At 71.2% G+C, this 14519-nt stretch carries 12 protein-coding genes; 5 read left to right on the plus strand and 7 right to left on the minus strand.

The window, feature by feature from the left end:
- Window positions 1-37 precede the first annotated feature (37 nt).
- The 3 genes from AB0B90_RS27310 (at window position 38) to AB0B90_RS27320 (ending at window position 2718) form a co-directional block, all read left to right on the plus strand.
- Entirely contained in the window at window positions 38-1279 is a 1242-nt protein-coding gene (locus AB0B90_RS27310) for a TIGR03118 family protein (protein WP_362925498.1), read from the plus strand.
- 386 nt (window positions 1280-1665) lie between these two features.
- Complete coding sequence (locus tag AB0B90_RS27315; RefSeq protein WP_350949267.1) at window positions 1666-2322, plus strand: AAA family ATPase; 657 nt, start codon at window positions 1666-1668, stop codon at window positions 2320-2322.
- Between the two features lie 69 nt (window positions 2323-2391).
- Window positions 2392-2718: a cupin gene (locus AB0B90_RS27320; RefSeq protein WP_350949268.1), complete on the plus strand. Its 327-nt coding sequence runs from the start codon at window positions 2392-2394 to the stop codon at window positions 2716-2718.
- Between the two features lie 22 nt (window positions 2719-2740).
- Here the strand turns inward: AB0B90_RS27320 and AB0B90_RS27325 are convergent, their stop codons facing one another.
- On the minus strand, window positions 2741-3442 hold the full coding sequence (locus tag AB0B90_RS27325; RefSeq protein ID WP_350949269.1) for a Sir2 family NAD-dependent protein deacetylase: 702 nt from the start codon (window positions 3440-3442) through the stop codon (window positions 2741-2743).
- 122 nt (window positions 3443-3564) lie between these two features.
- Window positions 3565-4017: an Lrp/AsnC family transcriptional regulator gene (locus AB0B90_RS27330; protein WP_350949270.1), complete on the minus strand. Its 453-nt coding sequence runs from the start codon at window positions 4015-4017 to the stop codon at window positions 3565-3567.
- Window positions 4018-4129: 112 nt separating this feature from the next.
- Between AB0B90_RS27330 and AB0B90_RS27335 the strand changes: the two genes are divergently transcribed.
- Complete coding sequence (locus AB0B90_RS27335) at window positions 4130-7618, plus strand: indolepyruvate ferredoxin oxidoreductase family protein (RefSeq protein ID WP_350949271.1); 3489 nt, start codon at window positions 4130-4132, stop codon at window positions 7616-7618.
- Window positions 7619-7724: 106 nt separating this feature from the next.
- On the opposite strand, the gene AB0B90_RS27340 is transcribed toward AB0B90_RS27335, so the two are convergent.
- Both AB0B90_RS27340 and AB0B90_RS27345 read right to left on the minus strand, forming a co-directional pair.
- The gene (locus AB0B90_RS27340; RefSeq protein WP_350949272.1) at window positions 7725-8735 is read right to left on the minus strand and encodes a carbohydrate kinase family protein; all 1011 of its coding nucleotides are present in this window, start codon (window positions 8733-8735) and stop codon (window positions 7725-7727) included.
- Window positions 8736-8749: 14 nt separating this feature from the next.
- Complete coding sequence (locus AB0B90_RS27345; protein ID WP_362925502.1) at window positions 8750-9820, minus strand: LacI family DNA-binding transcriptional regulator; 1071 nt, start codon at window positions 9818-9820, stop codon at window positions 8750-8752.
- A 294-nt stretch (window positions 9821-10114) separates the two neighbouring features.
- On the opposite strand from AB0B90_RS27345, the gene AB0B90_RS27350 reads away from it, so the two are divergent.
- On the plus strand, window positions 10115-11404 hold the full coding sequence (locus tag AB0B90_RS27350; RefSeq protein ID WP_350949274.1) for an ATP-binding cassette domain-containing protein: 1290 nt from the start codon (window positions 10115-10117) through the stop codon (window positions 11402-11404).
- 66 nt (window positions 11405-11470) lie between these two features.
- Here AB0B90_RS27350 and AB0B90_RS27355 read toward each other — a convergent pair whose 3' ends face one another.
- From AB0B90_RS27355 to AB0B90_RS27365, 3 genes are all read right to left on the minus strand, one after another.
- Window positions 11471-12196: a hypothetical protein gene (locus tag AB0B90_RS27355; RefSeq protein WP_350949275.1), complete on the minus strand. Its 726-nt coding sequence runs from the start codon at window positions 12194-12196 to the stop codon at window positions 11471-11473.
- 228 nt (window positions 12197-12424) lie between these two features.
- Window positions 12425-13063 carry an amino acid-binding protein gene (locus AB0B90_RS27360; RefSeq protein ID WP_350949276.1) on the minus strand — a complete coding sequence of 213 codons (639 nt, stop codon included), beginning with the start codon at window positions 13061-13063 and terminating at the stop codon, window positions 12425-12427.
- Between the two features lie 94 nt (window positions 13064-13157).
- The gene (locus AB0B90_RS27365; protein ID WP_362925505.1) at window positions 13158-14450 is read right to left on the minus strand and encodes a hypothetical protein; all 1293 of its coding nucleotides are present in this window, start codon (window positions 14448-14450) and stop codon (window positions 13158-13160) included.
- Window positions 14451-14519: the final 69 nt, after the last annotated feature.

A 14519-nucleotide genomic window follows, 5' to 3' on the forward strand; every position in this document is an offset into this window, starting at 1 on the left:
TCGCGGCGAAAGGCACTCCCTCACAGAGGAGCCATGAATGCGAGTACGCACCGTCACGATCTGCGCCACGGTCCTGGTCATGGGCGTCGCCGGTACGGCGTCCGCCGGGACCCATCAGGCGCGGGCCGGAGCGAAACAGGCCGGGACCGCGAGCGGTCCCGAGAAGGCCGGTCAACAGAGCCTGCGAAAGCATTTCGCGGTCACCAACCTGGTCTCGGACGTCAGCGGACGGGCCGCGGTCACCGACCCCGCGCTGGTCAACCCGTGGGGACTGGCGATGGGCAAGACCCTCTGGGTCTCGGCCACGGGCACCGGCCTGGCCACCGTCTACTCCGGCGGCGCGGGCACCGTGAAGCAGGAGAAGACCCAGGTCCGCGTCCCCGGCGGCAGGCCCACCGGGCAGGTCGTCAACATGGGCGAGGAGTTCGTCGTGAAGGGGCCCGGTGGTTCCGGGCCGGCCACGTTCATCTTCGCCAGCCCCAGCGGGGCGATCACCGGCTGGAACGCCGAGGCCGACCCCGACGACGCGATCATCAGCGCGTTCGTCAAGGGCGCCGACTTCAAGGGCCTCGCCCTCGCCCAGACGAACCGGGGGCCGATGCTGCTCGCCGCCGACTTCGCCCGCAACCGGATCCACGTCTTCAACGGCGACTTCGACCGGATCTCGATGGGCCGCCGCGCGTTCCAGGACCCCGGCCTGCCGGAGAACTACGCGCCGTTCAACGTGGAGGTCGTGGGCAACTCCGTGCTCGTCGCGTACGCCAAGCGCGACCCCGAGACCGGCAAGTCCGTGGCCGGGCAGGGCAAGGGGTTCGTCAGCCAGTTCAACGGCTCCGGCCGGTTCCTCGGCCGCTTCGTCGCTCGCGGAGCCCTCAACGCCCCCTGGGCGATGACGCTGGCCCCGAAGAACTTCGGCAACCTCTCCGGTGCCCTGCTGGTCGGCAACTTCGGCGACGGCCGCATCAACGCCTACAACCCGCGCAACGGCCGCTCGCTCGGCCCGCTGCGCTCCTCCGACGGCAGGCCCATCACCCTGAGCGGCCTGTGGGACCTGGAGCCAGGTACCGAGACCGTCGGCGGCACGAACTCCCTGTGGTTCAGCGCGGGCAGCGACGGCGGTACGCACGGCCTGCTCGGCCTGATCAGGCCCGGCGGAGCGGCCACCTCGACGACCTCCCCCACGGGCGGTTCCTCCCCCACGCCCTCCTCGCACCCGAGTTCCCACAACTCCGGCAACTCGAACAACTCCGGCTCCAACAACTCCGGTTACAACTACTGACGGACCACCGACGGGCGTCAGGCCCAGGGCTTTCCCGGCGGCGCCGGCACCCCTACACCAGCGGACCACGAGGCCGAGCCGGCAGACCGGCCCGTACGGATCGCGGGAGGGGTGCCGGCGCCGCGGCGCGTCCGGAAGAGTCACCCTTCATGAACGCGAGATCGCCCGCTTTCCTTTAACCTTGAACGAACGAGGGGAGTACTTCCCAAAGACCGGCCCGGTCAGTACGGACGCCCTGTGGCGTCCCCGGGCGGTCGCCCGCGAGACGCGGGTGAAGGAGACCTCGAATGGCCGAGCGCATTCGAGGAGCGAGCATGCCCCCTGACACCCCCCTCCCCCTCCGGGCACCGTCCCACCGGCTTCTCCCCCGGAACGCGGGACGCGGCATGAGTGAAGCCCCCCACACCAGCGAGGTGCACGTGATGGCCACCACACCGGCCAGCGGGCCCTCCGCCGGGGATCTGCGCTATCCGGCCGGATCGCTGGTGCTCCTCGCGGGGATCCCCGGCGCGGGCAAGAGCACCCTGCTCGACCGTCTGTACGGGCTGCGCGGCGACGAGAGGGAGCCGGTGCGCGCCGGTGACGCCCTCGTCATCGACTCACGCCAGTCCCGCAACTGGTGGGCCCCCTACCTGGGACCGATCCCGCAAAGAGCCCGCGTCCCGCTCGTGCACACCACCCACGCGGTGCGGATCGCCCGCGCCATGTGGAAGGGGCACGCCGTCGTCGCGCACACCCGCGGCACGTGGCCGCACATCCTGTACGGGTTCGCCTGGCTGGCCCGCAGGGCCGGCAACGAGGTCCACCTGATCCTGCTCGACGTGGAGCCGAGGCTCGCCCGCGAGGGGCAGCTCTCGCGCGGCCGGGTCGTCACGAGCGCGACCTTCGCCCGGCACTGCCGCCGCTGGCGGGTGCTCGTCGAGCGTGCCCGCGGCGGCTCGCTCCCTCCCGCGGCGAGCGTCACCATCCTCGACCGTCCCGCCGCGGACCTGCTTCGGACCATCCGCTTCGACGGGCGGCCCTCCGCCCGGCGGGGCGGATGACTTTACCTTCGCCTGGCTCTGCGTCTCGCCCGCCCAGGGCAAGATTCACAACGACCGGAAGGAAACCCGATGACCGACGTACTGGCTCTCGCCCAGGAGCATCTCACCCTCGCCAGGGCGAGCGCGCACGGCCGCAGCGCCCACACCTACCTCAACGAGGGCACCCTGCGCCAGGCGGTCATCGCGCTGACCGCCGGGACGGCCCTCGGTGACCACGAGGCCGCGCCTGCCGGGAGCCTGCACGTCCTGATGGGACGGGTACGGCTCGTCGACGACGAGCGGACCGTCGAACTCGGCGAGGGCCACACGGCCCCGATCCCGCAGCGGCGGCACTCGCTGGAGGCCGACGAGGAGTCGGTGGTCATCCTCACCAGCGTCGTCAACATCGGCGACTGAGGACGCACGCCCGCCCCCTCTCTCAGGTGAGGGACGAGCACAGGCGCGGGACGGCGACGCCGATGGGGTCGTGGATCACCTCGTCGGCGAGGTGGTCGTACGGGGTCGGCTCGGCGTTGACGACGATCAGCCGGGCACCCGCGCGCACCGCGACCGCCGCCAGGGAGGCGGCGGGCTGCACCTGCAGCGAGCTGCCGACGGCGAGGAACACCTCGCACTCCTCGGCCGCCTCGGCCGCGCGGGTGAGGACGACCGGGTCGAGGGACTGGCCGAACATCACGGTGGCCGTCTTGAGGATGCCCCCGCACTCGTGACAGGCGGGGTCGCTCTCGCCCGCGTCGATCCGGTCGATCGCCTCGCGCGTGGTGGAGCGGGCGCCGCAGGCGGTGCACAGGGCGCCGAACATGTTGCCGTGCAGTTCCAGCACCCGCTCGGGCGGCGACCCGGCCCGCTGGTGCAGGCCGTCGACGTTCTGCGTGACGATCCACGCGTCCGGCAGGGCGGCGAGGGCGCGATGCGCCGCGTTCGGCTCGGCCTCCCACGCGGGGTTGTCGCGGCGCATCAGCCACGAGCGCCGCCGGATCTCGGGATCGGCCATGTAATGGTCGTAGGTGACGAGCTTCTCGTGGTCGGGGTCCCTGCGCCACATGCCGTTCGGCCCGCGGTAGTCGGGGATCCCCGACTCGGTCGAGATCCCCGCACCCGTCAGCACCGTCACCCTCATGACGAGTGATCCTAGCCAGCCGGAACGGGGCCGGTGCAAGCCCGGCCGACCGGCGAGCCATGCGTCACGGATCCTCCTGGCCCCGCCTCGAACTCCGGAGTGTCCTGAGGGCGGCCGGAAGCTCAGAGGGGCAGGACGCCGCCGGGTTTGAGGGCTTTCATGGCGATCTGGGAGGTGAGCTTGTCGAGACCGGGCAGGCGGCCGAGCTTCTCCAGGCACAGCTGGCTGTAGGCGTCCATGTCAGGCACCGCCACCCGCAGCACGTAGTCGGGGCGGCCGAACATGCGCAGGCACTCCACCACGTCGTCGATCTCCATCACGGCGGCCTCGAAGGCGGTGACCGTCTCGGCGTCCTGGCCCTCCAGCTCCACGTAGGCGACGACCTGGAAGCCCCGCCCCACCGCCACCGGGTCGATCACGGCACGGTAGCCGGTGATCACTCCGGTCTCCTCCAGGTTGCGGACCCGGCGCAGGCACGGCGAGGGGGTGAGCCGCACCCGTTCGGCCAGCTCCAGGTTGCTCAACCGCCCCTCCACCTGCAAGAGACCGAGAATTGCGCGATCCGTCACATCCATGACATCGGATGCTAACGAGAGGTGCTCTCCCTGGAAAGTTTGACATCGAATTTTGTTCTACCTGGCATAACCTTGCGGCACTGCAGGAGCGCCGACGACGGGACGACAAACCATGACGATCTTCGCAGACGCCCGTGAGATCTCCCCCGACGACCGCTACCTGCTCGACGAGAGCCAGGTCTTCATGACCGGCACCCAGGCCCTGGTGCGGGTCATCCTCGACCAGATGCGCGCCGACAGGGCCGCGGGCCTGCGTAGCGGCGCGATGGTGTCCGGCTACCCCGGCTCCCCGCTCGGCGGCTTCGACCAGGAGCTGGCCCGCTCCCGCCGGCACGCCGAGCCGCTCGGCGTCGTGCACCGCCCGGGACAGAACGAGGAACTCGGCGCCACCGCCGTCTGGGGCAGCCAGCTCGTGCCCGCGCTTCCCCGTCCGCGCACCTCCGGCGTGCTGGGCGTCTGGTACGGCAAGGCGCCCGGTGTCGACCGCGCGGCCGACGCGTTCCGGCACGGCAACTTCGTCGGCGCCCACCCCGAGGGCGGCCTGATCGCGCTCTGCGGCGACGACCCCACCTGCAAGTCCTCCACCCTCCCCTCGGCGACCGAGGGCACGCTCGCCACGCTGGGCATGCCGATCGTTCATCCCGGCAGCGTCCAGGAACTGCTCGACCTGGGACGCCACGCGATCGCGGCGTCCCGGGCCAGCGGCCTGTGGGTCGCGGTGAAGGCCGTCTCCAACGTCGTGGACGCCACCGGCACCGTGGACGTCGGGCGTGACCGGGTCGTCCCGGTCACGCCCGTCGTCGAGTACGAGGGCAGGCCGTACCGGCACGTGCCCGACGCCACCCTGCTCACCCCGTGGTCGCTGGAGATGGAGCGCACGCTCTTCGGCCCCCGCCTCGACCTGGCCCGCGCCTACGCCCGCGAGAACGGGCTCAACCACGTCACCGCCGACCCCCGCGACGCCTGGCTGGGCATCGTCGCCTCGGGAACCGCCTACCACGACGTCCGCGAGGGCTTCCGCAAGCTCGGTGTCACGCCGGAGGAGGCCGGTGTCCGCCTCCTGAAGATCGGCATGCTCTGGCCGCTGGACCCCGAGATCGTCAGGACCTTCGCCAGAGGGCTCTCGGAGATCCTCGTGGTGGAGGAGAAGGCCCCGCTGCTGGAGACCTCGGTCAAGGACATCCTGTACGGGACCGCCGACGCCCCGCGCGTGCTGGGCAAGCTCGACGAGAACGGCGCGCGGCTCATTCCCCCGCACGGCGCGGTCGACGCCGACCTGGCCGCCAAGGCCGTCGCCTTCCGGCTGCGCCGCAGGGGGCTGACCGACCTCGGCGAGCGGGTGGCGAAGGGGCTCTCCGTCATCTCGCGCCCGGCACCGCTCACACTGCTCGCGCCCAAGCGCACCCCCTTCTTCTGCTCGGGCTGCCCGCACAACCGTTCCACCGCCGTCCCCGACGACGCGCCCGTCGGCGCCGGGATCGGCTGCCACACGATGGTGGTGCTCAACCGCGAGGGCAAGGGCACGCTCACCGGCCTGACCCAGATGGGCGGCGAGGGCGCGCAGTGGATCGGCCAGGCGCCGTTCACCGACACCCCGCACATCTTCCAGAACCTCGGCGACGGCACCTTCCACCACAGCGGCTCGCTCGCGGTGCGGGCCGCGGTCGGGGCGGGCGTGAACATCACCTACAAGCTGCTCTACAACAGCGCGGTCGCGATGACCGGAGGCCAGACGATCACCCCGGCCCTGTCGGTGCCCGACCTGACCCGCTGGCTGGAGGCCGAGGGGGTGCGCAGGATCGTCGTCACCACCGACGAGCCGGAACGCTACCGGGGGGTCAGGCTCGCGGGCATCGCCGAGGTCCGCGACAGGACGGCCCTGGAGGACGCCCAGCGCGAGCTGGCCGCGATCCCCGGGGTGACCGTCCTCGTCCACGACCAGCAGTGCGCGGCCGAGAAACGGCGGCTGCGCAAGAAGGGCGACCTGCCCGACCCCGTCAGGCGGGTCGCGATCAACCAGCGCGTCTGCGAGGGCTGCGGCGACTGCGGGCAGAAGTCCGAGTGCCTGTCCGTGCTGCCGGTGGAGACCGAGTTCGGCCGCAAGACCGAGATCCACCAGTCGTCCTGCAACAAGGACTACTCGTGCGTGGAGGGCGACTGCCCGTCCTTCCTGACCGTCATGCCCGCCACGAAGAAGGCGTCCTCCCGCGGGCGCGCACCGGTGCCCGCGCCGCCGGACATGCCCCTCCCCGAGGCGCGCACCGGGGACGCCTCGATCAGGCTGGTCGGCATCGGCGGCACCGGCGTGGTGTCGGTCGCGCAGATCCTCGGCACCGCCGCGATGCTCGACGGCAGGCGCTCGCGAGGACTCGACCAGACCGGCCTCGCCCAGAAGGGCGGCACGGTCGTCTCCGACATCCTCATCTTCGACGGTGACGGCGAGCGCTCGGCGCGGGGCGGGGCGGCCAGTGTGGACGCCTACCTGGCGCTGGACCTGATCGGCGCCACCGACCCCGCCCACCTGGCCGCCGCCGACCGTGACCGTACCGTGGCGGTGGTCTCCACCAGCCTGGTGCCGACCGGTTCGATGGTGCTCGACCCGTCCACCCACCTGACCGACCCCGGCTCGCCGATCGCCGCGCTGGAGTCGCGGACCCGGCGCGAGCTGAACGTCTACCTCGACGCCGAGGAGCTGGCCCAGGCGCTGTTCGGCGACCACATGCCGGCCAACACGATCATCGTCGGGGCCGCCTGGCAGCGCGGGCTCATCCCGCTCGGCCTGGAGTCGGTCGAGCGGGCCATCCGCGCGGGCGGAGGCAGGGCCGCCGAGCGGACCGTCGCCGCCTTCCACTGGGGCCGCGCGGTGGTCGCCGCCCCCGAGGCCGTGGCGGCGGTGACCCGCCCCGCCGTCCCCGCCGCGCCGCTCCCCGACAGGTCGGCGGCACAGCTGGTCGACGCGGTCGCCGAACCCGGCGGCGAGCTGCACCGGATCCTCACCGTCCGGGTCCCCGACCTCGTCGCGTACCAGAACGCGCGCTACGCCGCCGGGTACGTCGACGCCGTCCGCGCGGTCCTCGCCAGGGAGCGTGAGGTCTTTCCGGACGGCACCGCCGTCACCGAGGCCTACGCCAGGCAGCTGCACCGGCTGATGGCGTACAAGGACGAGTACGAGGTGGCGCGCCTGCACCTGGACCCGGCCGAGCGGGCGCGGATCGCCGCCGAGTTCGGAGAGGGCGCGAGGGTCTCCTACAACCTGCACCCGCCGTTCCTGCGCGCCCTGGGCATGAGGCGCAAGCTCCGCCTCGGCCCCTGGTTCGACCCGGCCTTCCGCCTGCTGTACGGCATGCGCGTGCTGCGCGGCACCCGGCTGGACCCGTTCGGCCTGGGCGGGGTGCGCGCGACGGAGCGGGAGCTCGTCGCCGAGTACACCCGCGACGTGCACCGGGCGCTGGACCACCTGCGCCCGGCGACCGAGGAGCGGGTCCGCGAGCTCGCGGAGCTGCCCGCCATGGTGAGGGGGTACGAGCACGTGAAGCTGCGCAACGTGGCCGCCTACCGTGAGCGCGTGACCGCGCTCCTCGACGACCTGCGCGAGGGCTGAACGTCAGGGCGTGGGGACGACTCCCGTGCCGCCGGCGGGGGGCGACTCCCCGCCGAACCGCTCGCGCGGCCTCACGGGGACCGGCTTCCCTGTCCGGCCGAGGAGGTCAGCGAACTTGTCGCGACACCTGAGCTCCGTCACCGAGCGCTCCCGCGCGGCCGAGGAGGTCCGGCTCGGTGATGGGGTTCTCGTGGGTGCCCTCCGACGTGCAGGCGTGGGCTCCGGCGACGGCGCCGAGGGGGATGGAGTCGTCGAGGGAACGGCCGGAGAGCAGGCCGTACAGGACCCCCGAGACGAACGCGTCCCCGGCGCCGTTGCTGTCGGCCACCGGGCCCGGCAGGGGTGCGGCGGGGAAGGCGCGCGGCCCGTCCGCGTCCAGGACGTGGCAGCCCTCGGCGCCCTCCGTGCAGACCACGGCCCTCGCCCTGCCGCGCGCCAGGATGTCGCGCATGACCTCGTCGCGGCGCGGGCCGAGTGCGGTGGCCGACAGGAAGACCAGGTCGGAGGAGTAGGCGAAGTCCCTGTGGTGGTCGTTCTCGCCGTCCCAGTCGTGCAGGTCGGTGGAGACCGACCCGGCGCCCAGGGCGATCCCCGCCGCCGGTCCGGCTCCCGCCCCGGTGCCGCGGACCGGCTCGGGAGCGGTACGCGGGCCGGACCCGTCGCGCAGGTCGGGGTAGACGTGCCGGGAGAAGTCGGTGATCGACACGTGGACGTGCCGGGCCGCGCGGACCGCGTCCAGGTAGAGCTCCCTGGGCAGTCGCTCGCCCGCCGCGGCGCGCGGGTCGAACAGCGAGGTGCGCCGCCCGTCCGGGCCGACGAGCAGGACGCTGCGCCGGGTCCCCTGCGGGGCGAGCGCCCAGCCGGTGTCCACCCCCTTCTCCTCGAAGTGGGCCCGGATGAACCTGCCCTGCGGGTCGTCGCCGATCAGGTCGACCAGCTTCACCCTCAGCCCGAGCGCGTGACAGCCGAGGGCGACACCGCTGCCGGTGTTGCCGATCCGGTCGATCACCGGGGGGACCGGGTAGGTGTCGGCGTACGGCAGGGGGAGCGAGGGCACGTAGGCGGTGGTGTCGACGCCGGTACCGCCGATGACGACGACGTCGTGGACAGCGTTCACCGTGTTCAACGTGTTCAACGTGTTCCCTTGACCAGGGGGCCCGAGCCGGTGGAGCGGCGGACGACGAGTTCGGGCTGGAACATCAGCTCGACGTGTTTGGCACGGACGCCGTTGATCTCCTCCAGGAGGGTCGCCACCGCCGCCGAGGCCATCGCGCCGATGGGCTTGCGCACGGTGGTGAGCGGCGGATCGGTGAACGCGATCAACGGCGAGTCGTCGAACCCCACCACCGACACCTCACCCGGCACCGACAACCCCCGATCCCGGCACGCCCGGATCGCCCCCAACGCCATCAGATCCGACGCGCACACGATCCCCGTACACCCCCGCGCCAGCAACTGCGCCGCGGCCGCCTGACCACCCTCCACCGAGAACAACGAATGCGAGATCCACTCGTCGACCTCCGCCACCCCCAGCAACTGCGCCATCGCCTGCCGATACCCCTCGATCTTCCTGATCACCGGCACGAACCGGCCGGGGCCGACGGCGAGACCGATGCGCTCGTGCCCGAGATCGGCCAGATGCTGCACCGCCAGCCGGGCCGCGGCCCGGTCGTCCGGGGAGATGAACGGGGCCTCGACGCGCTCGCTGTAGCCGTCGAGCAGGACGATCGGCAGTCCGCGTTCGATCAGGCGGCTGTAACGGTCCATCTTCGCCGTGGTGTCGGCGTGCAGCCCGGAGACGAAGACGATGCCGCTCACCCCGCGGTCCATCAGGAGTTCGGTGAACTCGTCCTCGGGGGCTCCTCCGGGCAGCTGGGTGCACAGCACCGGGGTGTAGCCGTGCTGGGTGAGCGCCTTCTCGATGGCCTGGGCGAAGGCGGGGAAGATCGGGTTGTCCAGCTCGGGGGTGACCAGGCCGATCAGCCCGTTGCTGCGCTGCCGCAGCCGCTGGGGACGCTCGTAGCCCATCAGGTCCAGAGCCGTCAGCACCGCCTGCCTGGTGAGGGCCGACACGCCCGGCTTGCCGTTCAGCACCCGGCTGACCGTGGCCTCGCTCACCCCGGCCTGCGCGGCGATGTCGGCCAGCCGTATCGTCGTCCCGTCGGAGCGGGATCGCGAGTTCCGAGGGAGCTCATCGTCCATCAGGAAGTCACCCCACCATGCGGCTGAACCGGGCGCGAACCGATCGGCGTCCGGCGCCCTCCATGAAATTCGTTTCTGCAACTTTTCGCAAACTGTAACATTTCAACCCTCGTCTGGCGGTCTGGTCAGGGCTCCCTGTCACCGCTGGTCGTCACGTCGGGGAGCGGAGAAGTAACTAACAGATGAGCGATTTCTAACGACATCTATGGACACGCGGGTAAGTGTCGCGATGTACTACCTCATCAATCACACAGCTGGGATCCGGGCGGGGGCGCCCGGGAGGAACGAGCGCGCATGAGTACCGTCGTTCTCGACAACGTGAGCAAGGTATACCCGGGCGGATACCTCGCGATCGACCGCATGAGCCTGCGGGCCGAGAACGGGGAGTTTCTCGTGCTGCTTGGCCCTTCGGGCTGCGGTAAATCCACCCTGCTCCGGATGATCGCGGGCCTGGAGGAGGTCACCGAGGGAGACCTGTGGCTGGGCGGCACGCTCGCCAACGATCTGGCTCCCCGCGACCGCGACGTGGCGATGGTGTTCCAGAACGGTGCGCTCTACCCGCACCGGACGGTACGCGGCAACCTCTCCTTCCCCCTGGAGATAGCCAAGGCCGACCCCTCGCTGGTGAAGGAGCGGGTGACGGAGCTGTCCAAGGCGTTGCACATCGACGAGACCCTGGAGCGGCGCCCTGGAACGCTCTCCGGCGGCCAGCGCCAGCGGGTGGCGATGGGCCGCGCGATCGTCCGTCAGCCCTCCCTCTTCCTGATGGACGAGCCGCTCTCCAACCTGGACACGGGCATGCGCACCGAGCTCCGGATGGAGATCTCGTCGCTGGTCCGCTCCCTCGGAGTGACCACGATCTACGTGACGCACGACCAGGTCGAGGCCCTCACCCTGGCCGACCGGATCGCCATCATGAACCGCGGCGTCCTGCAGGACGTCGGCACCCCCGCACAGGTCTACAACGACCCGGCGACCGCCTTCACCGCGGCCTTCCTCAGCTCCCAGCAGATCAACCTGCTCGCGGCCACCGTCCGCACCCCGCAGAACCAGTTCATCCTGCTGGACTTCGGCCCGCACCAGATCATGATCCCCTGGACCGATCCCAGGGCGTACGTCATCTCACAGCACGTGGGCCGCCAGATCATCGTCGGCCTGCGTCCCGACTGCCTGGCCCCGGTCCCCGACAGCTTCGAGGGACCGACCTTCCTCGGCCGCGTCCGCGCCCTGGAGTACCACGGCCACGAGTGGCTCGCCTACGTCGAGAGCGGGCTCACCTCCGTGACCGTCCCCGAGCCTCCCGACCCCCGGCAGAAGATGAACGGCATGGGCGTCCCCCTCGTCGGCGGGCGGGTCCGTTCGGTGTTGCGGAGGCTGATGCCCAGTGCCATGTTCGACGAGGACGAGCCCCAGCCGGAGCAGGAGCAGGAGCGCTCCGGCGGCCACCGCCGGGCCGACCTCATCGTCCGTCTGGGCTCCCGGCCGGTCTGGCGGGCGGGAGAGCCCGCCAGGGTGGGGGTCGACGTCACCCGCCTGATGCTCTTCACCATGGACGGCGCCCGCATCGACCCGCCGCAGCGCTGAGACGACACTCACCCCGGCACCACCCCGGCACCGTCGTGGCGGCGGTCGTACGGGCGGGGGCGCCGGTCAGACCGTCCTGATCGTCTCGCCGATCCGGTCGAACAGCGCCTGCTCGCCCTCGGTGTCGGTGCTGAGCGTGACGATGCAGGTCTTGTCCTCGGCGGGCACGTAGTACTGGGTGCCCCGGATGCGGACGCCGTTGGTCTCGAACGAGTAGACGAGCCGTGCCGCCTCCTTGGAGCCGATCGGCACCCTCCTCGCCTCGACGACCTTGGCGCCGAGCTGTTCGAGCTGGGTTCTGGTCTCCTTGATCAGCTGCTCCGTCGAGATCTGCCGGCCGGCCTGGCAGAAGGCGTTGAGGTTGGTGGGAAATCCGTTCGCGGAGGGCCCTGCCGAGGCGCCGCCCGAGGCCCAGAGGCCCTTGTTTTCGACCAGGGTCTGCAGGCTCTCCTTGGCCTGCTCCAGCATGGGCCCCGACAGGCCGCTGTTCCTCAGTCCTTTGTCGAGGTCGTCCTTGGCCAGGTCGAGCGCGACCCAGTCCTTGGGGACCGCGACGACGACGCCGTTGGCGGGCCCTCCGATCAGCTTGAATCCTTCGGGCACGGATGCGGGGCTTCGCGTGGCGGTGGCACCGGGGGTCGCGCCCTGCCCGGGACCGGGGCTTCGCACCGTCTCCAGGCCCCGCGCGGGGGCGGCGTCCACGGCGACCGGTCCCCCGCTCCCGCAGGCCGTACTCACCCCCAGACAGAGCCCGAGCAGGCTCGTCGTCACGACGTGATGGCGCTTAGGCATCAGGCTGCCCTCCTCCCGGACCCGCGAGGGCCCGGTACCGATACGACCTGCGGCGTCTGTCGGGGGGAGAGCTGATGCGGGTGTGGGCGGCGGCCATCGCCTCGCCGGGGAGCTGGCCCGCGACGGGCGGGACGGGGCACGACGGGCGGGAATGCCCGGTCACGGGAGTGGCATCAGGCCACTCCTCGTCTTCCTACCCCATAACAGACATATCGGAAACGCTGGCACTCAAGCAGTACGTCCCATGATGGAGACGATCTCCAGGACACGCATGGCACGGTCCAGCTCCGCGCGGTGGAAGGGCGGGCCGTCGGCCCTGGCCAGGATCAGGTGCCGGCTCGTCCCAGGCACCGGCAGGCTCATCAGCTGGTGCCGCCCCGAGCCGAGGACGGCGGGCCTCAGCGTGGCGAGATCGGTCACCTTGACACCGACGAGACCACTCCCCTCGTCGAATGCCTCGGGCGCCTGCCAGCTGCGGTGCAGGAGCTCCCCGCTCTCCGGCGACACGATCACCGCCCAATCGGCGCTCACCAGGTCGGGCACGGCGTCCACGAGGGTGGCGAAGGCCCTGCCCGGATCGGCGGCGACATGCTTCAGCAGGTCGTAGTCGGGGGCGGCGCCGGGAATCTCCCGGGTGGGCCAGACGCCCTCGACGCGCATCCCGGGGACACCGGAGAGACGGTCTCGCACCGTCTCCGCGTCCACGGTGCCGGGCCAGGAGACGGTGAAGTCGTCCATCGCCCGGCCGAGTTCACGTTCCAGCACCGTCACCTGGAGAATGTCCGCGCCCAGCGTGCCGAGCACCCGGGCCGCCTGCCCCAGGGCGCCTGGCCTGTCGGGGAAGGAAACGCGTAGCCGCAACATCATGCCGATCACCTCACTCTGCGCACCAGACTGTCCTAGCCAGGTTTCACGGAGGTTCCAGGGAGATGTCCAAAATAAGACCTGAAATAGGTATAAGTCAGGACTGATAGGCCCCGGCGGCGGGAGACGCGGACAGCGCGGCGCCGGAGAGGTCACGGGCGAGCCCCGTGCCCCCGTACCAGTCGGGGCCGAGCTTGACACCGCGGCCGAGCGCCGGGGAACCGGGGCGCAGGCGCAGGTCCGTCCGGCTCCTGAAACGCGGATCGGCCATGATCGACCGTGGACCGAGCTTGAACTTGCGGGAGCGGCCCTTGTAGACGCCGGCGTCCTCGTCGGCCCCCTTGCCGTCCTCGAAGCCCACCTCGCCGCCGACCACGATGATGTTGTTGCGCAGCTTCAGGATTCCCGGGGAGCAGCCGTCGTGACAGATCCAGCCGAGGGTTTTCCGTGCGGGCAGGTAGACCGAGTTGTGCACCGCGACGGTGCCCTTCACCGGCCCGACCGCGTGGCGGGCGCCTCGGGTGACGAGGAAGGCGGCCCTGCGCGAGGAGGTGACCACGTTGTGGGCGAAGACGTTGCCCGCGGCGGTTTTCCCCTTCTGCGCGCCGAGCTCGACGAAGGTCTCGTTGTTCCTGGCGATGTTGTGGGTGACCCGGTTGCGGTCGCCGTTGAACACCTCGACGGCGGCGCCGTCGGTGCCGTAGTCCTCGCTGGCGGCGTAACTACCGGTGATCACGTTTTCCGTGACGAGGTTGTCGTCGCCGTTGAGCAGCACGCCGAACGCGCCGGAGTCGTCGTCGCCGCCCTTGGTGTTGACGCTCATGCGGTTGTTCTCGCTCAGCAGGCTGTTCTTGACGACGTTGTACCTGCCCATGAGGTGGACCCCGGTGATGTTGCGCTCGGCGATCACGCGGTCGAGCTCGTTGCGGTTGCCGCTGACCTCGAAACCGGCCCACCGGCAGTTGACGGCCCTCACCCCGACGACCCGCACGTAGGAACCCGTGATCACCACGCAGTCCTCGTCCCTGCCGCTGATCCTCGGAGCCGTGCCCCTGCCGTAGGGCTCGACCACGACGGGAGCGGCGGCGGTGCCCCTGCCGGACAGCGTGAGCACTCCCGGCCAGCTGCCGCCGCGCTTGAGACGCACGGTGTCACCGGCGCCCAGGGTGGCGGCGTTCACGTTGTCCAGGCTGCGCCAGGCCGTCGCGGCCGAGGTCCCGGCGGCGGAGTCGTCACCGGATCTGGAATCGACGTAGTAGACGGTGCCCGCCGTGGCCGCGGTGGCTCCGGTGGCCCCCGTGGCTCCGGCGGCCCCCGGCACGGCGACAAGCAGGCTTCCCACCATGAGAGCCCCCGCCACGGGAGCGGCCCACGGCCTCGTCGAGTTCATTCCTGGTACGCTCCATCGCCTTCACCGCCGGTATGTCAGCGCAGATCTTCGCACACCCGGAGTTCGCTC

This window comes from Streptosporangium sp. NPDC049078 (assembly GCF_040648855.1).
In the GTDB taxonomy this organism is placed as follows: domain Bacteria; phylum Actinomycetota; class Actinomycetes; order Streptosporangiales; family Streptosporangiaceae; genus Streptosporangium.

Bases quoted from the DNA above. Each gene is read 5' to 3' on its own strand.
- AB0B90_RS27310 (WP_362925498.1), top strand. From the start codon at position 38: ATGCGAGTACGCACCGTCACGATCTGCGCCACGGTCCTGGTCATGGGC.
- AB0B90_RS27315 (WP_350949267.1), top strand. From the start codon at position 1,666: ATGAGTGAAGCCCCCCACACCAGCGAGGTGCACGTGATGGCCACCACA.
- AB0B90_RS27320 (WP_350949268.1), top strand. From the start codon at position 2,392: ATGACCGACGTACTGGCTCTCGCCCAGGAGCATCTCACCCTCGCCAGG.
- AB0B90_RS27325 (WP_350949269.1), bottom strand. From the start codon at position 3,442: ATGAGGGTGACGGTGCTGACGGGTGCGGGGATCTCGACCGAGTCGGGG.
- AB0B90_RS27330 (WP_350949270.1), bottom strand. From the start codon at position 4,017: ATGGATGTGACGGATCGCGCAATTCTCGGTCTCTTGCAGGTGGAGGGG.
- AB0B90_RS27335 (WP_350949271.1), top strand. From the start codon at position 4,130: ATGACGATCTTCGCAGACGCCCGTGAGATCTCCCCCGACGACCGCTAC.
- AB0B90_RS27345 (WP_362925502.1), bottom strand. From the start codon at position 9,820: ATGGACGATGAGCTCCCTCGGAACTCGCGATCCCGCTCCGACGGGACG.
- AB0B90_RS27350 (WP_350949274.1), top strand. From the start codon at position 10,115: ATGAGTACCGTCGTTCTCGACAACGTGAGCAAGGTATACCCGGGCGGA.
- AB0B90_RS27355 (WP_350949275.1), bottom strand. From the start codon at position 12,196: ATGCCTAAGCGCCATCACGTCGTGACGACGAGCCTGCTCGGGCTCTGT.
- AB0B90_RS27360 (WP_350949276.1), bottom strand. From the start codon at position 13,063: ATGATGTTGCGGCTACGCGTTTCCTTCCCCGACAGGCCAGGCGCCCTG.
- AB0B90_RS27365 (WP_362925505.1), bottom strand. From the start codon at position 14,450: ATGAACTCGACGAGGCCGTGGGCCGCTCCCGTGGCGGGGGCTCTCATG.